This window comes from Pseudomonas sp. NPDC087358 (assembly GCF_044900785.1).
Taxonomy (GTDB): domain Bacteria; phylum Pseudomonadota; class Gammaproteobacteria; order Pseudomonadales; family Pseudomonadaceae; genus Aquipseudomonas.
On record NZ_JBJDOA010000004.1, the window covers coordinates 113,715 to 130,421 of the forward strand.

The window sequence follows — 16,707 nt, forward strand, 5'->3', positions numbered from 1 at the left end:
ATCCTCATAACCGAAACAAGAACCCCTATTACCCCAGCCGGACTGCGCTCCCTGTACCCAGATGTGTCCTTTCCGCCAGACGCAGACTGGACCAACGCCATGCTCGCCGACTACGGCGCGGCGGTGCTGATAGACGATCCGCAGCCTACCCTCGGCACCCTCGAAAGCCTGCAATACGGCGCGATCCGCGAGGAAGACGGTAACTGGTATCGCGCGTGGGTAGTCGTGCCGGGCACTACTGAGCAATGGACCGATTACTCAACCGCCGAACTCCAATCCCGCCAGCGCCAAGCGAATGCCCAGGTAACTGCTCTCTCGGGCCGAGTCGCCACTCTGGACTACCTGATCAATCAGCAGGACCCTGACGACGAGGACTACATCGAGCCGTCTGCGGCCGAGATCGCTGAACTGCCGGTGCGCAAGACCCAACTCAAGTCGTGGAACAGCTACAACGTGAAGCTGGGCCGGGTAATTTCGGCAGCGGGCTGGCCACAAACGCCAGCATGGCCGGTGATGCCTGAGCCGTATACGAACGAGACATCGGCGTTGGCAGTTTCCACCGCATAAAACTGGACATCCCCGGCCAGTCACAGAGCCTGCTTACGAGCGGGCTTTTCTATGTCTGGAGGGTGACAAATGCACATATCACAGAAGGGTATCGACCTGATCAAGTCGTCCGAAGGGCTGAGCTTGACCGCGTACCCAGATCCAGCCACCGGCGCCGAACCATGGACGATCGGATATGGCACAACGCGCGGCGTGAAGCCTGGGATGAAGATCACCGCTGAACAAGCCGAGCAATACCTCAAGGCCGACGTTGCGCGCTTCGAGCCTGAGCTTGCCGCGCTGGTGAAGGTGCCACTGACTCAAAACCAGTGGGACGCGCTGATGAGCTTCGTCTACAACCTCGGCACGCCCAATCTGGCGTCATCGACTCTGCTCAAGCTGCTGAATGCTGGCGATTACGTGCGGGCTGCTGATCAATTCGGCCGGTGGAACAAGGCCGCCGGCAAGGAATTGCCCGGGCTGACCAAGCGCCGGGCAGCCGAGCAGGCCCTGTTCCTGAGCAAGGCATGATCGCCGCCCTAAAGCTGGTTCCGGTCTGGGCCTGGGGCGTGGCCGCGCTGATCATTGCCCTGGCGCTGGGCCTGGGCTATCAAACCCTCGCACTTGGCTCAGTGCGCACCGAATACGCCGACTACAAATCAGGGATTGCCACCGCAGCGGCCACAGCCAGCGAAAAGGCCCGCGAAACCGAACAGCAACGCCAACGTGACATTGACCAGGTGCGCAATGATGCAGCCGACCAGAAACAGAAGGATGATGCTCTTGCTGCTCAGCAGCTTGCTGACAATGACAGCCTGCGCGACCAAACCGCAAAGCTGCTTGCCGACCGCGCCGCTCTCAATTCCCGACTTGCCCAGCGAGGGAAGACAATCAACGACCTTGCCGATCTGCTCGCCCAGCTGCGATCAGAAGCTGATGGATACGCGGGCCAACTGGCGGCAGCGCTTACAGCAAGTCGTCGGGCCGGATTCGCCTGTGAGCGGTCTTACGACGCCCTGAGCGAAAAGCCGTAATCAGTCATCCTCATCTGAGGGCAGGGACAATGGCTCGATCAGATGCGGCCCCTGGTTCCTCACATTGCCGACGTCTCTTGGCACCGGATACCAATGGAATTCCTCGGTCGGCCTGCAGCATTCCTTGGCGATCTCGGCGGCGCGCTCCGGCGTCGTCTCAGGATCAATCCACTCTCGGGCGTGCTCAGGGCTCAGGACAACCGGCCGGCGGTCGTGAATGTCCACCATGCCCTGGTCAGAGTCAGCGGTGATGATCACGAAGCCGTCCTGCGGGTCCGGCTCCAGCCCATGGTGTACTTCGGCCAGCGCGGCGAAGAACATCGGGCCTTCCTCCTTCAGCCTGATGAAGTACGGCTGCTTCTTCTTCGGATCGTCCGGATCCTTCACCCACTCAAACCAGCCGTTCGCCGGCGCCAGTGCGCGCCCGTTCGGCCATAGCTGTTTGAAGTACTTCCCTGTCAGCACCGTTTCGACCCTAGCATTGATCGGCGCGGGGCGCTTCCCTTCACCCTTCGCCCAAAACGGCGACCATCCCCACTTCACCTTATCGACGCTCAAGCCTTCCGCCGTCGGCCGGATGATCTCGACTCGGGTGCTCGGCGCAACGTTGTACCGCTCGACCGGCCAAAGGTCGTATCCGTTGATCACCAGTTGCTGGGGCGCAAGCTCCCTCAGGTAGTGATCCATCGGCTCGTAGATCGAGTAGCGTCCGCACATGCTGTCACCTGTCGAAAATCGGCTTATACAGTGTTGACCACGATAGCTCAGCTTAGTTAACTGTACGCATATACAGTTATCTGAGGCGTTCACCATGTATTTCCTCATCACACCCCGGCGGCGCCTTGGCGTGGCCATCGACAAAAAGGAGATGGCGAAGATCCCGCCGATCCGAGGAGACGTGCAGATCATCGAGTCGCACGAGACCTTTCTGGGCCGGACGACGACAACGGCTTGGATCTTCAGCTCGGCGCCCGGCGAGAACATCCTGCCCAGGCTCATCGATGTGCGGATCACTGGCATGGCCACCGGAGGAATGAATCTGACCGGGGTCGAGCTGATCGACGATGCGCTGTACGCACAGTCATGGTGGTGCCGCTTTGAGTGATGACCCGCTCAGAGACTGGAAGGTGGCGATTCAGGGTCGTGACGATTTGATCACCAACCCCGACGGCGCGCTGCGAAAGCTTGATGATCTGGCGATGCTTGCGCGCCGCCGGCGACAGGTGAGCGCCGAGGAATTGAACGAGATGCTGGAGATGTCCGACGCGGCCAGGCTCTGGGCGCTGACCGAATTGGAAGAGGCGGGTGCGCTTGGGATGTTTGACGGGGCAGGATTGGCGGATGAAGGTCGGCAGGTGATAAAGGGGTTTGGGTAAAGGTCGGCAGGACGCCGGGGAGGGGACAGTAGATGCGTGGGACAATTCTGGGACACTGAATGTCCCAAATGGCCATTAATCCAGATGTAGCGATATTCAGTGGAGCCCGCGTAATCAAAGGGGTGTAGGGGTTTGGCCCAATGAAATAGGCAAATAAAACCGGATTGCAAATCCGCTTACGCCGGTTCGATTCCGACCTCGGCCTCCACATATAAAACCCGTAAGATTAACGTCTTACGGGTTTTTTTGTGCCTTTAGGAATGCAAAGGTGTCCGCAACTTCAGGGATCGTTACCGCAACTCGTCCCTCGCCGCTCCAATTCCCCTTCAGTTCCCCTACATCACAACTTTCTTTCTAGCTCGAAGCTTTAGGTCGGGCAGGGCGTTGTCCTCCCTTAAGAAGCGAGCGCCGCGTAGCTGATCAGCGGTAGATAGGCGACACGGTGTAACTTCACAGACACGGCGTGCGCCCGACTCTATGCCATTAACCGTTTTTAGGCGGATGGATGCCAGCTGAGGACGCTGGAAGGGGATCGACTCTCGGATTGCCGGTTGACTTGATGGGCGGCGTATCACTGTTCGTAGTTTTGTCTTTCGAGTTTCTCAATAATCGGCTCGCAGGGCTGATATCCTTGATCTTAAACGCCGCTTCAGGCTGATATTGCAACTTTAAACCGCGGCTCACCTCAGGAATGGTTTCTCCTGGCTCTCTAGCGCTTCTGTAGTTGTTATATGTACTCTGGTGTCAAACTTATAGTCCTGGGTCAGTCGCGCCATTGATGTCCGGATTTCGCTCGGTCTTATACGCATCTGTTTCATTACGATTACACAGTGTAGTGTGAGTTTTTCGACACCTTTCAGCGTCAAATTCAAATAGTAAGCATTGCTCAGCGCGTTGTTGAAGCGGTTCGGATCGAACGCATGAGTGAACAGTTTGATTTCGACTATATCAATTTTCCCAGGTGTGTGCGCGGCCGCGTCAAATATATATCTTTCTGTGGAGTTTTCTGGAGTGAAGGCTACATCTGGCTTGAATTCTAAATTAATTATCTTTCCGAGTTTTTGAATGGCGAGTTTCTCTGCGATTGCCACGCTCTCCATTAGCGCGCGATGTTGAGACTTATAGGGTTCCATCAACCTTACGGTATTCGGGCTAAGCGCAGAGAATGAAGCGGTTTTGAAAAGTCGATTCTGGACGGCGACCTGCGGCTCATCAACGGTAACGGTGGGGGGTAGCGACGGACCCGGGGCAGGCTGGCTCTCGATCCCTGACCTGCGAGGGTGTTCTGGTGCTTCCTTTATGCTGTTCTCGGAGCTTGCCCGTGGCGTTTGAGAGATATTATTATTTTGCCTGACTTCCAGCGCTTCGGCTTTAAGCTTTGATACGACCTCAGCATCAGTAGCGGTCCCGAAAGGATTTACGAAGTTTTTCTCATCTCTGTAGTCTGATGGGGCATAGAGTGTCTTGTAGTTGAAGTTAAGCGTTATGAAAAATAGCGTAACGGTGAAGGTCGGGAAAAATATTAGGAACCAGATATAGAGGTACTGATTTTCTGGTGTGCTGATAAGAGGTAGAACTGCGACGCCACTGACTTCAGCGACGCCAGCAAAAATCGAAATGAGACTAAGTGGATTTTTAATATGTTTTATATTATCCATGTCTCTTTCCTGTCGGAATATGTCATAAATGTAAATTTACTGGACTGTAATTCCTGACGTGGCTCTGTGTATATGCCCAGTGGATATCCGTTAATGCCTAGTCATGATGGTAAGGCATGCCAGATGGTCAACGTATGAATTTAGCACTTTCTTACTTTCATGATCCAGCCGTTCACTAATTCCTTTGGTCGGATTTATTACTCAAAAGCAATCGTTGGAAGGGCTTTCTCCCAACAGGTAGGCCACCTCGCTTCGCGTGCCCTTGGCTTCAAGGCTACGGCGCAAGGGCTGATCGAAATCCTGCCCACGTTTTATTCTGGTCGGTCATCCAGGATTTTCGGAGTGGCGGCAGGCCAGCGATCAATGTTTGCCTTCAGCGGCAATCCGCGCAATCTACCCCACCAGCATCCCGTGCCGGCTTTACGCTAACTCTGGGCTCGGCTTTCCGGTTCGGACACTGCCATGCTATGAATGATGCGCGACGTTAGATTGAGTCATTTCTGGAAGTTTCCGCAGCTTGGAGGCCGCACCGCCCTCCCGGTATGATCTGGACTTTCTTTGAAGGGATGCCGATATGTCTGCCCAAGGCACCGAGCCAAATACCGGTCGGAAAGAGCGGTTTGCTTTGTTGCGCGCCGATGTCGCGGCATTCTCCGAGGAAATGCATCTGCATTCTACGCGGCCTTCGGACTCGCGTAGGGCGTGGCTGTCGTTCAGTCTGGGTGCAACTGCAGCGCTGGCGGTGTTTGCCGTTGCGTCTTGGTGCAACGTATGATTTTGCCCCGCATCTCCACATCCCTGGGCAAGACCCCCGATGGCGCCAATTACGTACTACCCGCCGCGGAGCGGGATAGACCCGGAGTAGTTTAAAGCACCTCTCAAGCCGACCAAGGCTGATGCCTAGCCCGCGAAGCGCGTATGACTGTGGCCTTTTAGCCGAAGAAACGTGGGGCAGAAGGGGCGATCTCTACCCACTCGAACTATCTACGCATCTTCACGGGTAGTCATCCTAATTGCTTTGACACAGATACAAGGAAAAGGAGTCTGAGTCAGTTCCGCAATCGAAGCATGGCTGGCAGGGCAGGAGGAAATTTTCGCATGCAGACGAATTAGTACTGTAAGCTATTGAAATTGCTGATATTAGCAGTCGAATTGCAGGCGTCGCTTACGCCGGTTCGATTCCGACCTCGGCCTCCACTATAAAACAGCTCTGTAGATCATTGATTTACGGAGCTTTTTTATTTGAGCGCAGAAACCATTTCTGTCTCTATATGCGGCGCATTAAGCTTGCTTCGCTGGAAAGGGATGTATATATTCCCAGCTCTTGTCAGTAACGCCGGTGGCTTGAATAGCCCCTGAGCAGGCTGACGCGTACTACCGCCCTGATGGTGAAATTGGTAGACACACCGGACTTAAAATCCGTCGTCCGAAAGGATGTGCCGGTTCGACTCCGGCTCGGGGCACCAATTCAACGTTTCAAGCACTATCATGCATTCTCAGAAAGCCCCGTAGAGCCAGCATCTACGGGGCTTTTCTTTGTCACCGATTATTGCCGGTTACGATCCCTGCTCAAAATTTTTAGTACATTTCTCAGCACACTCTGAATTCGACAGATCTGGTGATGTACTAATGCCCCTTACCGACACTGCCGTCAGGCAGGCCAGGCCGCGCGACAAGGACTACAGCATCACCGATGCTGGCGGCCTGTCGCTGTTTGTGGCCACAAAAGGTTCGAAGTCCTGGCACTTTCGCTTTTCCTGGCACGGCCGACAACCGCGCATATCCCTCGGCACCTATCCGGAGATCAGCCTGAAGGAAGCCCGTGTTCGCAGGGATCAGGCGCGCACGCTCGTGGCAAAGGGAGTAGATCCGCGTTCGCAGCGCCGAGAAGAGAAACTGACAGCCAGCACCGGCGCCGTGAAAACCTTTGAACTGGTAGCCAATGAGTGGCACGCCTTCAAGTCGCCACGCATGGTTGCGGCGAGAAAGGGCGGAGCCACTCAGTCGCGGATGTACTTGGACAAGGACCTGATCCCGTCACTGGGCAAGTTGCCAATCTCTGATATCCGCCGCAGCGATGTACTGTCGACAATGCGCAGTGTCGAGGCACGCGGAGCCCTGAACGTTGCGCGTAAGTGCCGATCCTGGCTGAACGAAATTTTCCGCTTTGCCATTGCCTCCGGTTACATAGAAAACAATCCTGCTTCGGACCTGGACATCGTTGCGGTGAAGGAGCCGCCAGAGAAACACAACCCAATGCTTCGCCAGCCGGAACTGCCTGAGTTTCTGAAGGCACTGAGATCATTCAAAGGCGCTGAGTACACGCAAAGTGCTGTGCGCATCCTGTTGCTGACAGGGGTGCGTACCGGGGAACTGCGGTATGCCACGCGAGATCAGTTCGACCTCGATGGCGCGCTATGGACAATACAACCTGAAGGCGTGAAGCAACTGCAAAAGCTTATACGGGGGAAGGATGGGGCAAAGGTTCCACCTTACCTGGTGCCGCTTTCGCGCCAGGCGGTGGAAGAGATACGCAAGGTCATGGAGCTGACCGGCGCTTACAGGCTTCTGATCCCGGGGCGGAGTGACCCAGGGAAGCCCATCAGCGACGGCACAGTGAACATGGCGTTAAAACGCATGGGGTATGAAGGCAGAATGACCGGGCACGGTATCCGCGCAACGATTTCAACTGCCTTGAATGAGATGGGTTACAACGAGGACTGGATCGAGGCTCAGCTTTCACATGCGGGCTCCAGCAAGATCAGGAAGACCTACAACCATGCCGAGTATGTGGAGCAAAGGAGGGTGATGATGCAAGAGTGGGCTGACTACCTGGACCAAGTAGAGAAGCGTTAGGAGATCTTCTTGCGCGCAGCTGCCTTGCTGGCTGCCCACTGGTCGACCTCGGCGCGAATCCAGGCGACGGCTTGCTCACCCACCTTCACTTGCCTAGGGAATCGGCCACCGACCGCCATGCGGTAGATGGTGGCCGTGCTGAGGCCGGTGATGCGCAGCACCTCAGGCAGGCGGATATATTCGATGGGTTCAGCTTTCATTTGGGTGTCCATGTTGGCTATCTCCGAGGTCTATGCGGGGTTGTGTGGTTGAGAGCTGTGTTTCATGAAAGTGATCCAGTGAGTCTTCTCCCGTTTGCCGGATTTGTGGCCGAATAGCGGTCTCTGATCGGTTAGGGCGAGCAGTTCGCTGACCTTGATTTGGTCTTCGGCCCACTTGAAGATTAAAACCCCTTCGTTGGCCAGCACCCGGAAGCATTCGGCGAATCCTTTGCGGATGTCATCGCGCCAATCATTCGTGAGCACCCCATACTTGGCTCGAAGCCAGCTATCCACGCCAGCATGTTTCAGATGTGGCGGATCAAACACGACCAGCTTGAAGGACTCGTCGTCGAATGGCAGTGAGCGGAAGTCCATGATCACGTTCGGTTCGACCTTAAGCACTCGACCGTCACACAAGACTTGTTCTTCGTTGCGGATATCCCCGAAGAGGGCACGCGGGTCTTGTTTGTGGAACCAGAACATCCGACTACCGCAGCAGGGATCAAGAATCGGTACAGCATTGCTCATGACAAAGCTCCGCCCGCCGTACATCGGCAGGCTGATAGATGGATGGGAAAGGTTTGGGGTACTGCCCTTTGATGCGGCCTGCGATGTCTTCGAGCTTTTCGGCCAGGTATCCAATGCCTATGTTGTCGCACCGGGAGAAGACGCCAGCGCGCTGGACATTACGCGGGGCGATGATCCAGGCCGCCAGCAGAAGGAGAGCGGTTTGGAGGCGGCGCCGCTGCAAGCTAATAGCGGTAGGGGCGCATAACCGCTCCAATGCTCGAAAGGTGGCAAGCAGCGTATAAAAGGGATTTGTCTTACCCAGCGCACAGCGGAGAGAATGCGCGCTGTCGTGTAGTCCTCAGGAAGCATTCAATGAAACGGATTTTTTGGGCAGTGCTGATAGCCGGCGTTGTTTTTGTCCTTGTAACCTCGCCGGTCATACAGCGCTGGGCAGGAATTTACATTACCCAGCTCCGCGGCAGTTCCACAGTCACGGTCGCTTCAGCTGACAGCGCCAAGCTGGCAAGCACACCCATCCGCTGCGATGGGCGCAAGTACTGCTCTCAGATGACATCCTGCGCTGAAGCCACAGCCTTTCTGCAGCAGTGTCCGGGGATGGAGATGGACGGCGACGGTGATGGCATTCCTTGCGAGTCGCAGTGGTGCAAGCGATAAATCATCCCCGGGCGTACCTGCTCAGTTCGTTAAGCCGGCCTTAGGCGATCAAGGTCATCGCCGAAGAAGCAGCGATCGTCGATGCTCACGCACGGTCCGTCCGTATACCTCGCGACTGTCACCGTACGCGCCACGAAGAAGACGGTACCGCGTGGCATCATCTTCGCGAGCCTAGGTCTTCGCCTTCACAGCGAACGCCAGTGCGTCCAGCAATAGCTTTTGCCGCTGCTGATTGTCCAGCCTCTCGCGTATCGACTGGATGAATATTGTGTTCATGCTGGTATCCAACGCGTGAGCAGCCGCGGCGATTTCGTCGCGCATTCCTTCCGGCAGGCGGACGACGAATTTGTCAGCTTCACGGGAGTTTTTTCCGAAGTTCATGATTTCACCTTTCGTTGATGTGCCGACTCGCCCGCCTGGTTGAAAGCGCGGGTAAGTGGCTGGATTGGGGTTTCGGGGCGATTGGCTTGCAACAAGTTTCAGCCGTCTGCGGTTTCAATGGCCTCAATCACCGTCCAGATTCCAAGGGCCTGACTGGCTGGCTTGCCTGCGGCCACGCGTTTGAGCCTCTGGATGATCTCCAGCCGACCGCCGGGGCTTGTTAGAAGAGCGGTCATCGATCTTGCGGTGTCGAGCGCATAGTTTTTGCCTTCAATGAAACCAAAGCGGTCGAGCTTGGCTGGCAAATCGGGCTTGATTGGCAGGTCGAGTTCGCCTGCGATAACGGGCTCCGGCGCAGGCACGCATCGCGTTTTTGTCGCAGCTTTGCGGGCAGTCAGGGGAGCAGCGCGCACAGGTAGATGCAGCGCTCGGTTCAAAGCGCGCTGGGCAATTGGATTCATTGGTACTCCATGCGGTTTTACGAGGTCGTTTTACGGCGGGGGCAGTGGGGTTGCAGTGGCTCAGGCAGCAGTCGCTTGGCGTTCGACGGCGCGCCAAGGGTCGTTTGCTCGGGCGAGGGCGGCCATCGGTGGAGGGCTTACGCTGTTGCCGCACATGTGGACTTGCTCCGTTTTGGAGAAGCGTTTTCCATCGGTGCCGTGAGTGATGATGTAATCCGGCGGAAAGCCCTGCGCCCGGTACAGCTCAGCGGGCTGCAGCATTCGCAGCCGGATATCGACGATCACATACGGTGTGCCCCTGACTATCACGGTGACCAGGCCCAGACGGTCCTTGGTGGTGATCGTAGGCGCGGGCTGGTCGCAGCGGCTCGTGTTTTCGGTACCGTAGTAGCTGATCAAAAAAGCAGCCACGCGCAGCGCACCTGCTTCGTGTTCGGGCGAAAGGGCAAAGCTGACGACTGCGCTTTTTCCACCGCCTCCCGCGGTGATCGTGGGTGCCGGCTCAGCCAGGTCTTGGCCAACGCTGGCGCCGAACTGGCGTTCCATAAAGGCCGTCATCAGGCCGTGATGCGTACCACCGGCACTGACCGTGTGCAACGGATCATCAGCCGCCCGGGCGTCACAGTTCCCGCGCAGGTGAAGCAGGCTGGCAGTGACCAACTGCTGCTGGCTGCCGGTGTTCGTCACGGTGCTCATCGGGGCGCTGAGGCTTTTCGCAGGCGTGGCGTTGAAGCCGCCATTCATCTGCGCCATGAACGCGGTGGCGATGCCCATGGCGTGTGCGGCACCGGCCGGGCGCTGGTAGTTTCCGCCACTGGTGATGGTTGGAAGCGGTTCGTCCAGAGCCTTGCCGTCGTCATTGAATCGAAATTTGACCAGGTGCGCCGACGCGATCGAATGTCCGCCGCTGGCAGTCACCGTGCCCAACGGGTCTGCGGAGCTTCTGCTGCCGTCACCCCAACGCTGGACACCGCCTGGCTTTTTTTCACCGTGAGCGGCCGTGACCATAACCGGGCTGATCAGCGTCAGTTCGCCGCGGTTGGCGCAGGTCACTGTCGGCAACGGCACCTTCGGATCGTTTACCCGGTCGCTGCCCTGGTGTGTTGCTGGCGCAATAACCGGGCTCACCACCGAAAACGATCCGCCTTTCGGGTAGGACGTTACGGTGCGCAGCGGCTCGTCCGTCGACTGGACTGTCTCGGTCGACCAGTTCGCGATCGGCACAATGAACGGCGCCGGGTTGTCGATCACGAACTTCTTCATGCCCTTGGCGATTCGTCGCTTGGTGGCGTCGGCCAGTTCATCCTTCCGGCCAAAGATGCTTTTGCCCAAGTCGCTGAAGTCGATGCATTCGGCGGCAGTGCGGTACTTTTGCTGGCCTTTGCCCGGCGTCTTGGCGTGAGTCGGCTCCGGCCACACGATTGGCTGGCCGTCACAGCGGGCGATCATGAAAAGGCGCTCACGGCTGGTCGGTGCCCCGAAGTCGCAGGCCTTGATGACTCGCCACTCAACCGTGTAGCCCATGCCTTCCAGTAGATGCACGAACCGCCGCCACGTGGTGCCGCGCCGCTTCGGATCAGGCACCAGAAACTGCTGGTTAACCGGCACGATCTCGCCAGGCCCGGCCACGACCTTCTCGATGATTTCCTTGCCTTTGGCATTGACGAGCCTGACCAGCTTGATGATGCGCCCGGTGGCCTTGTCGCGCTTGGCGATCAGCGGGCCCCACTGCAGGATCTGCTTCACGTTCTCCAGGCTGATGACGCGGGGCTTTTTCTTGCCCGCCCACTTCAAGCCGATCCAGGAGAGGTTGCGGATCTCACGTTTGCGCGGTTGTCCGCCCGCTGCCTGACTGTGGTGGGTGCAGTCTGGCGACATGTGGAACCAGCCAACCGCTCTGCCGCCGCACTCCGTCTCCGGATCGCCGTCGAAAACGTCCGTGGTGAAGTGCCTGGCGCCTGGATGGTTGACGGTGTGCATGCTGATCGCCTTGGCGCTGTGGTTCTTCGCCACGCTGACCTTGCGGCCCAAGCCCATTTCGAGCCCGGTACCGGCCCCGCCACCGCCGCAGAAGAAGTCCACGACGATCTCATCGTCCTGCGGGTCGAAGCCAAGGCCATACTGCGTTTTGAAATCGAAGGGGTGTTTCTTCTGGAGTGCGGACATAGAGGATCCTCACCGGTATATTCGGTGCTCAATCAAAGGGGATAGTTATGAGTGTTTTCACAACTGCGCAGGAGCGTCTAAATCCGATCTACGGGGCGATGCAGACCTGGGATAGCGGCAACGGGGTGCGATGCATTAATGAATCAAAAGGACGAGTGACGCTCTACTCGAAAAACTTAGCTTCGGGAAACCTCGCCGAACTGGCATTCGAAATCTCAACAATGGCCGCCCGGGCCGGTGAAACTCAAGATAGTGCGAAGGCGCTTGTGGATGAGATGCGGAAAAGTACCGGCCAAGATGTGAATATCGATCCGGTCTGGAGATGGCCTAGAGTTGGGTTTTCGAAGAAAGAGCACGTTGATCTGGTCGTCGACAAACTCTCCGCATATTTCAAGCTCTCTTAGTCGCCGCTAAAGCGCCATCTCGGCTTGGGCTTCGCGTTGCCAAATTGGTGAACTGCTGTGAGCCTCGATGCGTTCGGCGTTCGGCGTTCGGCGGTCACGCAGGCGCCCTGTCCGGCCTGTGGGAGGGGCATACCCGCCGAAGCGGCTGATGCTGCCGCCATTCATTGCCGCGTTCGTTGAGTCTGCGGAAGCAAATGGCAGGTGCTGAAAGATCGCGTGATCAAGCATTCGCAAGCCGTGAATGCGACACGCCGCGCGGCCTTAATCATCAAATATGGCATCCATCGCCGCGCCCATCCACTTCCACCAGGCTGCAGTGCCCCGGAGACACCCATTGCACGGAGCCTCCGAATGCAACTGTCCTCCACTTGGCGGCCAGCCGCTGTAGGCGATCGGTTTGTTCATGCGGGTGCCAGACTGGAATCCCACGAATATGCACTGGCCAGTCACCGAGTAGGGCGTCTTTCGCTGCCTCGTCCCCGGCGATCACGTCCGGGATTCGCGCCCAGTCAAAGCCCGGGTGCCCCCATTGATCAACCCACCGAATATATCCATCGACGTCCAACTTGCCGCCTTTGTACTAGGTTGGGAAGGCGCTGTTATCCAACACGAACCACTGGCAGACTTCGGCAACAATGCCATGTCGTCCTGCTCGACTCGGATCATGCCTGGCAGCCGGATTTTGAGCCGGAAGGCGATCATTCCTCCACCGGCCGGGCAGATGGTCGTAAAGGTCTGCTGGCCAAAGTTGATGCGGGATCCTCGCCAGCGGCGTGACAATTTATTTAGATTCGAGCATGCTCGGGGCTAATCAGGAATGAGGGCGGCTTATGCTAACCAAGGAAGAGTTTGTTAAACGTGCCTTTGCCGTTGCGGCAGAGATGAGTAGGCAGGAGCAGTGGGCGTATCACATACCTAGCGTGGACAATCAGTACATCCGGTTTAAGAGCGGCAAGAACGTCGACGCGCAATGCCTTGAGCGAATGTACCCCGCGATTCTTCAGAGCGAGCCGGATGCCGGCACTGCAAATCCGGTTATCATGGCTGCTACAAAACGGCAGGGCTGCGTAAACGTACCTATGCGGGAAATAGCTCGGCGGCTGCGTTCTAGGATGAGCTGAGCGCCTAAAAGAGTATCAGTGGTTTTTAGTGGCAGACGCAGGAGAATCACGCCCGTGAGTGATTACGAATTGCTAGATGTTGAAATTTTCTTTGACATTCGACGAGGCGAGAATAGAGCGAGACCGTTGCCCGGTCAGAAATACCCTCCCGCGCTCATAGTCGAATGTGCGAAAAACTTCCGCGAATCCAGCCCTGTCGGCTCCAAATTCCGTCTTCACGTTAAAGAGAAGGAGAAAAAATCAGACGATTGTAGGGTGCATCTGTATTCCTATTACAGATGGCAAGTCCAGTCGCTGGATTGAGTATCAGGTTGGGGTGAGCTCCGGTCCACGAGCAGGCAGGATCATGGTTTCAAACAACAAATGGCGCTGCAGATCCCGCTCAAGGTTGCCCTGGCGACCGGCAAAGCAAGGCTTCGACGTGGTACGCTGTCAGAAGTAGCATGTGAAGGCCTGATTGCAGATCCGGCTTAGAGCAACTGGTACCCGTCGGATCGATCTTGGGGGTGGAGAGTTCAGTAGATGCGCTCTAGGTAGTTCCTTAATCCAGCCTGCGGTAATCCTAGCGCAAGGGTGCGCAGTTCTGGGTCAAGGCAAGCTTCCTCGTCAAAGGCCATCACGTGCATAGTGGCAATTTGGTCCGACTTGGTGTTTGATATGCGTCTAATGATGGACGGCCACTCAAAGGACTAGTGTTCCCAAATGGATAAAATACTTTTGACAGCTTTTCTCACTGCTTTAGCTGGTTTTGTAACGGCAGCGTTGAGCATTGTTAAGCTTGTTAATGAAAAAGAAACGAAAACCACAGAGTTTCGTCAGGCATGGACGGACTCCGCGCGCAAGGCACTTGCAGAGCTGATTGCGAAAATCAACTCCCAGGCAAGCGTGACGACTGATACCCGTCGTCGGTTCATGAGCATGGAAAAACTGGCAAACTCTAAGATAGGTGCCGCGGAAGAAGGCGCGCTGAAGGCTGAAACGGCGACATTCATGCGAACTGTTTGGAAAGAAAGCCTTGACGAGTCCAGAAACTTAACGAAAGAGATTTATCAGTCCTACGCTGCTGTGCGACTTCACTTTAAGCCATATGATAAAGAGTTTGCGATTGTTGAAAATAAGGTCGAGCAGTGCATTGCTAAATTAACAGAAATGCGCGGTGACAATGAACTTGATAGGGTTCTGATCTTAAGAGAGCAAGTTTATGCGGCAGCGGACGAGATTACAGGCGCGGCCCGCCAACTACTTAAAAATGAGTGGGAAACAGTCAAGCTTGGTGAGCCTGCTTATCGGAACACCCAGAAATGGTCTGTTCGAGTCTGTGTTGTAATGCTTTTCGTGCTACTGATTATCGGTGTCCACTCCGTTATTTCTTATATCAAGAATGATCAAGCACAACCTATTCAGGAAAGTCGCGAAGGGTCCCAAGTACAACGCACGAATCCGCTCCATAGCATCCTACGGCGTGAGCAGCCCGGTGTGGGCTATATTCGTGGCCGGGTCAAGGAGGAAGCATGATTCCGCAATCAGCGTTCGAAATATTTAGCCGTTTTCAGATGGAGTTTGAGACCGAGTCTGATCGAGGATGTGCTGTACTAACTCTCTGTGTGCTAGAAGAGCAACTTGTGCGAAGCATGAAGAGGAGGCTCCCTGACATTCCTAAAAAGGAAGCTGCACAGCTTTATAATTTCGCACCCAAAGGCGCGCTGTCCAAAAGTACGGTGAACGCGTACCTGCTGGGAATATTGACGGCTGAAGAGCTTAAAAACTTTTCATTGCTTATAAATATCAGGAATGAGTTTGCTCATAAAGCACTTACAAATCTGCGATTTACAAATGATCTAATAAAAAACTTCACGCGCAATATAAAAGTTGGCTCAACGTTTCCAAAGGATTCCAACGATGGTCGTGCTAAGTTCTTAATTGCTGCAGCAGATTTATACTTCAACATGGAGTCCTTAGGGGCCTCTAAGCTTGAATACAAAAAAGATTCTGCTTGGGAGACCGTAATGATACCGGTACCTTTAGAAAAGCAGTAATTGTGGGAACCCCGGTGAGCCGGGGCTTCCATCTTTATTTAGAGTCGAATGTGCCCAAGGCGAGTTTGGCCGCCTTACCGATCTGAGCATCAAGCACCTGCTTGAACTCCTGAGCAATTTCTTCGCGCTGAACTTCCTCACCCACCCATCGCAGTTTCAGCACCGGCACCGCACCGCTGGTGATCACCGAAATACGAAGGGTGATCTGTTGTTCCTTCAGCCCTTCGAAGGGGATCACGTTGAACAGCAGCGCCGCGGGCAAGGTTTCCTTGCTGCGCGCCTCGATCTGATCCATCGCGCTGCGGCTGGCGCTGGTGTCGCCAACGGTTGTTTCCGATTCGCTCGTGGCTTTGACCGTGATGGTGCGTACAGCGGCGATGGCCTTGGCCACTGGAATCGCGGCGCCTGCTTCGTCCACCGGCGTCAGATACTGATGCCAGTCCTCAATCCAGTCGCTCAGGTCTTTCTGAGCCAGGCGGCCACCCGCGATGGATTGTGCGGCCGTGTAACCCGCTGTCGGCTTGAGCTTCAGCACCGCGCGATCGTCTGCATGGCCGGGGGCGATGGTGTCGCCGAGGTTGAACAACAGAACGCAGCTCATCTCGTCCTGATTGATAAACCCGCGCGCGCCCGCTTCGGCGCGGTCGACCACGTAGGCGCTGAAGTCGGCCAGGGAATGTGTTGAGTAAGTGCCACGGAAGCGGCTGCGCAGAGCCTGAAATTTTTCCAGATCGACGATCTTCGCGCCGTCCGGCAACACCGCTGTGGGCGTCAGAGTGGGTAGTGATTTGCCGGTGGCTTCAAGCGCGGTATCCGTGATGAGTTGAATCGCTTCTTTGGTCATTGCCATGGGTCAGTCTCTTTGGTTGAGGGGTGTTCTAAAGGGAGGGGGTGGTGGATCAGGTGCGCGGGCTGATTGGCGCCTCATCGCGTGTGAACATCTGCAGGTTTTTCTCCTGGAACAGCGTGATCTTGCCGCCGGTACCGACATGCATTGGCGTGTCCAGACTGGTGTTTTCGCTCCGGGCGCCCCGTTTGGTCGGCACCTTGTAATCAAGCTTGTGCTTGATCTTCACCTGGTGCGATTCGCCGATTTGGCTGAAGTCGAGCGTGATGACCAGCTTTCCCGCTTTGCCGTGATCAACGACGCCCGCGGCGACCTCGGAAAGGGCGTGGCCTACCTGGCTCGCGAAAGCGCCGCCGTTCAGCTCTTCGAGGAACTCGGCTGTATTCGTTGGGGTTGGCATGGTGGTTTCTCCAAGATGGGCAGGAGCCCGCTAGGT

At 56.2% G+C, this 16,707-nt stretch carries 21 protein-coding genes and 1 tRNA gene; 13 read left to right on the forward strand and 9 right to left on the reverse strand.

Annotated features, from left to right (window positions below):
• Window positions 1-99 precede the first annotated feature (99 nt).
• From ACI2KS_RS10410 to ACI2KS_RS10420, 3 genes are all read left to right on the forward strand, one after another.
• Window positions 100-567, forward strand: a complete 468-nt coding sequence (locus tag ACI2KS_RS10410; protein ID WP_404619767.1) for a hypothetical protein — start codon at window positions 100-102, stop codon at window positions 565-567.
• Window positions 568-636: 69 nt separating this feature from the next.
• A complete protein-coding gene (locus tag ACI2KS_RS10415) occupies window positions 637-1,077 on the forward strand; it encodes a lysozyme (protein ID WP_404619769.1) in 441 nt (146 codons plus the stop codon).
• Complete coding sequence (locus ACI2KS_RS10420; protein WP_404619771.1) at window positions 1,074-1,580, forward strand: DUF2514 family protein; 507 nt, start codon at window positions 1,074-1,076, stop codon at window positions 1,578-1,580. The genes ACI2KS_RS10415 and ACI2KS_RS10420 overlap by 4 nt, the downstream gene beginning before the upstream one ends.
• On the opposite strand, the gene ACI2KS_RS10425 is transcribed toward ACI2KS_RS10420, so the two are convergent.
• Entirely contained in the window at window positions 1,581-2,297 is a 717-nt protein-coding gene (locus ACI2KS_RS10425) for an SOS response-associated peptidase (protein ID WP_404619773.1), read from the reverse strand. It lies immediately after the preceding gene.
• A gap of 94 nt (window positions 2,298-2,391) precedes the next feature.
• Between ACI2KS_RS10425 and ACI2KS_RS10430 the strand changes: the two genes are divergently transcribed.
• Window positions 2,392-2,685, forward strand: coding sequence for a hypothetical protein (locus ACI2KS_RS10430; RefSeq protein WP_404619775.1), 294 nt, complete (start codon window positions 2,392-2,394; stop codon window positions 2,683-2,685).
• Window positions 2,678-2,956, forward strand: a complete 279-nt coding sequence (locus tag ACI2KS_RS10435) for a hypothetical protein (RefSeq protein WP_404619777.1) — start codon at window positions 2,678-2,680, stop codon at window positions 2,954-2,956. Before ACI2KS_RS10430 ends, ACI2KS_RS10435 begins: the two co-directional genes overlap by 8 nt.
• 680 nt (window positions 2,957-3,636) lie before the next feature.
• On the opposite strand, the gene ACI2KS_RS10440 is transcribed toward ACI2KS_RS10435, so the two are convergent.
• Complete coding sequence (locus tag ACI2KS_RS10440) at window positions 3,637-4,614, reverse strand: hypothetical protein (RefSeq protein ID WP_404619779.1); 978 nt, start codon at window positions 4,612-4,614, stop codon at window positions 3,637-3,639.
• 1,379 nt (window positions 4,615-5,993) lie between these two features.
• On the opposite strand from ACI2KS_RS10440, the gene ACI2KS_RS10445 reads away from it, so the two are divergent.
• Together ACI2KS_RS10445 and ACI2KS_RS10450 are read left to right on the forward strand one after the other, a co-directional pair.
• Window positions 5,994-6,080, forward strand: a tRNA-Leu gene (locus ACI2KS_RS10445).
• A gap of 163 nt (window positions 6,081-6,243) precedes the next feature.
• Window positions 6,244-7,470, forward strand: coding sequence for a tyrosine-type recombinase/integrase (locus ACI2KS_RS10450; RefSeq protein WP_404619781.1), 1,227 nt, complete (start codon window positions 6,244-6,246; stop codon window positions 7,468-7,470).
• Here the strand turns inward: ACI2KS_RS10450 and ACI2KS_RS10455 are convergent.
• Both ACI2KS_RS10455 and ACI2KS_RS10460 read right to left on the reverse strand, forming a co-directional pair.
• Complete coding sequence (locus ACI2KS_RS10455; RefSeq protein ID WP_404619783.1) at window positions 7,467-7,670, reverse strand: helix-turn-helix transcriptional regulator; 204 nt, start codon at window positions 7,668-7,670, stop codon at window positions 7,467-7,469. The two genes, ACI2KS_RS10450 and ACI2KS_RS10455, sit on opposite strands and share 4 nt — an antisense overlap.
• Window positions 7,671-7,700: 30 nt before the next feature.
• Window positions 7,701-8,198: a class I SAM-dependent methyltransferase gene (locus tag ACI2KS_RS10460; RefSeq protein WP_404619785.1), complete on the reverse strand. Its 498-nt coding sequence runs from the start codon at window positions 8,196-8,198 to the stop codon at window positions 7,701-7,703.
• On the opposite strand from ACI2KS_RS10460, the gene ACI2KS_RS10465 reads away from it, so the two are divergent.
• Complete coding sequence (locus tag ACI2KS_RS10465; RefSeq protein WP_404619787.1) at window positions 8,197-8,445, forward strand: hypothetical protein; 249 nt, start codon at window positions 8,197-8,199, stop codon at window positions 8,443-8,445. The genes ACI2KS_RS10460 and ACI2KS_RS10465 overlap by 2 nt on opposite strands.
• A gap of 107 nt (window positions 8,446-8,552) precedes the next feature.
• A complete protein-coding gene (locus ACI2KS_RS10470; RefSeq protein ID WP_404619789.1) occupies window positions 8,553-8,855 on the forward strand; it encodes an excalibur calcium-binding domain-containing protein in 303 nt (100 codons plus the stop codon).
• A gap of 171 nt (window positions 8,856-9,026) precedes the next feature.
• Here the strand turns inward: ACI2KS_RS10470 and ACI2KS_RS10475 are convergent, their stop codons facing one another.
• From ACI2KS_RS10475 to ACI2KS_RS10485, 3 genes are all read right to left on the reverse strand, one after another.
• Window positions 9,027-9,236, reverse strand: coding sequence for an Arc family DNA-binding protein (locus ACI2KS_RS10475; RefSeq protein ID WP_404619791.1), 210 nt, complete (start codon window positions 9,234-9,236; stop codon window positions 9,027-9,029).
• A 98-nt stretch (window positions 9,237-9,334) separates the two neighbouring features.
• A complete protein-coding gene (locus ACI2KS_RS10480; RefSeq protein ID WP_404619793.1) occupies window positions 9,335-9,697 on the reverse strand; it encodes a hypothetical protein in 363 nt (120 codons plus the stop codon).
• Between the two features lie 60 nt (window positions 9,698-9,757).
• Window positions 9,758-11,863 carry a DNA cytosine methyltransferase gene (locus ACI2KS_RS10485; protein ID WP_404619795.1) on the reverse strand — a complete coding sequence of 702 codons (2,106 nt, stop codon included), beginning with the start codon at window positions 11,861-11,863 and terminating at the stop codon, window positions 9,758-9,760.
• A 47-nt stretch (window positions 11,864-11,910) separates the two neighbouring features.
• On the opposite strand from ACI2KS_RS10485, the gene ACI2KS_RS10490 reads away from it, so the two are divergent.
• The 4 genes from ACI2KS_RS10490 (at window position 11,911) to ACI2KS_RS10505 (ending at window position 15,424) form a co-directional block, all read left to right on the forward strand.
• On the forward strand, window positions 11,911-12,267 hold the full coding sequence (locus ACI2KS_RS10490; RefSeq protein WP_404619797.1) for a hypothetical protein: 357 nt from the start codon (window positions 11,911-11,913) through the stop codon (window positions 12,265-12,267).
• An 830-nt stretch (window positions 12,268-13,097) separates the two neighbouring features.
• Window positions 13,098-13,388: a hypothetical protein gene (locus ACI2KS_RS10495; protein ID WP_404619799.1), complete on the forward strand. Its 291-nt coding sequence runs from the start codon at window positions 13,098-13,100 to the stop codon at window positions 13,386-13,388.
• A 702-nt stretch (window positions 13,389-14,090) separates the two neighbouring features.
• The gene (locus ACI2KS_RS10500; protein ID WP_404619800.1) at window positions 14,091-14,903 is read left to right on the forward strand and encodes a hypothetical protein; all 813 of its coding nucleotides are present in this window, start codon (window positions 14,091-14,093) and stop codon (window positions 14,901-14,903) included.
• Window positions 14,900-15,424, forward strand: a complete 525-nt coding sequence (locus ACI2KS_RS10505; RefSeq protein ID WP_404619802.1) for a hypothetical protein — start codon at window positions 14,900-14,902, stop codon at window positions 15,422-15,424. The genes ACI2KS_RS10500 and ACI2KS_RS10505 overlap by 4 nt, the downstream gene beginning before the upstream one ends.
• Before the next feature lie 34 nt (window positions 15,425-15,458).
• Here the strand turns inward: ACI2KS_RS10505 and ACI2KS_RS10510 are convergent, their stop codons facing one another.
• The gene (locus ACI2KS_RS10510; protein WP_404619804.1) at window positions 15,459-16,274 is read right to left on the reverse strand and encodes a DUF2303 family protein; all 816 of its coding nucleotides are present in this window, start codon (window positions 16,272-16,274) and stop codon (window positions 15,459-15,461) included.
• Window positions 16,275-16,323: 49 nt separating this feature from the next.
• Window positions 16,324-16,671, reverse strand: a complete 348-nt coding sequence (locus ACI2KS_RS10515; protein ID WP_404619806.1) for a hypothetical protein — start codon at window positions 16,669-16,671, stop codon at window positions 16,324-16,326.
• Window positions 16,672-16,707 lie beyond the last annotated feature (36 nt).

What these genes read in the sequence shown, in the direction of transcription:
- ACI2KS_RS10410 (WP_404619767.1), top strand. Translation starts at nt 100, where the DNA reads ATGCTCGCCGACTACGGCGCGGCGGTGCTGATAGACGATCCGCAGCCT.
- ACI2KS_RS10415 (WP_404619769.1), top strand. Translation starts at nt 637, where the DNA reads ATGCACATATCACAGAAGGGTATCGACCTGATCAAGTCGTCCGAAGGG.
- ACI2KS_RS10420 (WP_404619771.1), top strand. Translation starts at nt 1,074, where the DNA reads ATGATCGCCGCCCTAAAGCTGGTTCCGGTCTGGGCCTGGGGCGTGGCC.
- ACI2KS_RS10425 (WP_404619773.1), bottom strand. Translation starts at nt 2,297, where the DNA reads ATGTGCGGACGCTACTCGATCTACGAGCCGATGGATCACTACCTGAGG.
- ACI2KS_RS10430 (WP_404619775.1), top strand. Translation starts at nt 2,392, where the DNA reads ATGTATTTCCTCATCACACCCCGGCGGCGCCTTGGCGTGGCCATCGAC.
- ACI2KS_RS10440 (WP_404619779.1), bottom strand. Translation starts at nt 4,614, where the DNA reads ATGGATAATATAAAACATATTAAAAATCCACTTAGTCTCATTTCGATT.
- ACI2KS_RS10450 (WP_404619781.1), top strand. Translation starts at nt 6,244, where the DNA reads ATGCCCCTTACCGACACTGCCGTCAGGCAGGCCAGGCCGCGCGACAAG.
- ACI2KS_RS10455 (WP_404619783.1), bottom strand. Translation starts at nt 7,670, where the DNA reads ATGAAAGCTGAACCCATCGAATATATCCGCCTGCCTGAGGTGCTGCGC.
- ACI2KS_RS10465 (WP_404619787.1), top strand. Translation starts at nt 8,197, where the DNA reads ATGACAAAGCTCCGCCCGCCGTACATCGGCAGGCTGATAGATGGATGG.
- ACI2KS_RS10460 (WP_404619785.1), bottom strand. Translation starts at nt 8,198, where the DNA reads ATGAGCAATGCTGTACCGATTCTTGATCCCTGCTGCGGTAGTCGGATG.
- ACI2KS_RS10470 (WP_404619789.1), top strand. Translation starts at nt 8,553, where the DNA reads ATGAAACGGATTTTTTGGGCAGTGCTGATAGCCGGCGTTGTTTTTGTC.
- ACI2KS_RS10475 (WP_404619791.1), bottom strand. Translation starts at nt 9,236, where the DNA reads ATGAACTTCGGAAAAAACTCCCGTGAAGCTGACAAATTCGTCGTCCGC.
- ACI2KS_RS10480 (WP_404619793.1), bottom strand. Translation starts at nt 9,697, where the DNA reads ATGAATCCAATTGCCCAGCGCGCTTTGAACCGAGCGCTGCATCTACCT.
- ACI2KS_RS10485 (WP_404619795.1), bottom strand. Translation starts at nt 11,863, where the DNA reads ATGTCCGCACTCCAGAAGAAACACCCCTTCGATTTCAAAACGCAGTAT.
- ACI2KS_RS10490 (WP_404619797.1), top strand. Translation starts at nt 11,911, where the DNA reads ATGAGTGTTTTCACAACTGCGCAGGAGCGTCTAAATCCGATCTACGGG.
- ACI2KS_RS10495 (WP_404619799.1), top strand. Translation starts at nt 13,098, where the DNA reads ATGCTAACCAAGGAAGAGTTTGTTAAACGTGCCTTTGCCGTTGCGGCA.
- ACI2KS_RS10500 (WP_404619800.1), top strand. Translation starts at nt 14,091, where the DNA reads ATGGATAAAATACTTTTGACAGCTTTTCTCACTGCTTTAGCTGGTTTT.
- ACI2KS_RS10505 (WP_404619802.1), top strand. Translation starts at nt 14,900, where the DNA reads ATGATTCCGCAATCAGCGTTCGAAATATTTAGCCGTTTTCAGATGGAG.
- ACI2KS_RS10510 (WP_404619804.1), bottom strand. Translation starts at nt 16,274, where the DNA reads ATGGCAATGACCAAAGAAGCGATTCAACTCATCACGGATACCGCGCTT.
- ACI2KS_RS10515 (WP_404619806.1), bottom strand. Translation starts at nt 16,671, where the DNA reads ATGCCAACCCCAACGAATACAGCCGAGTTCCTCGAAGAGCTGAACGGC.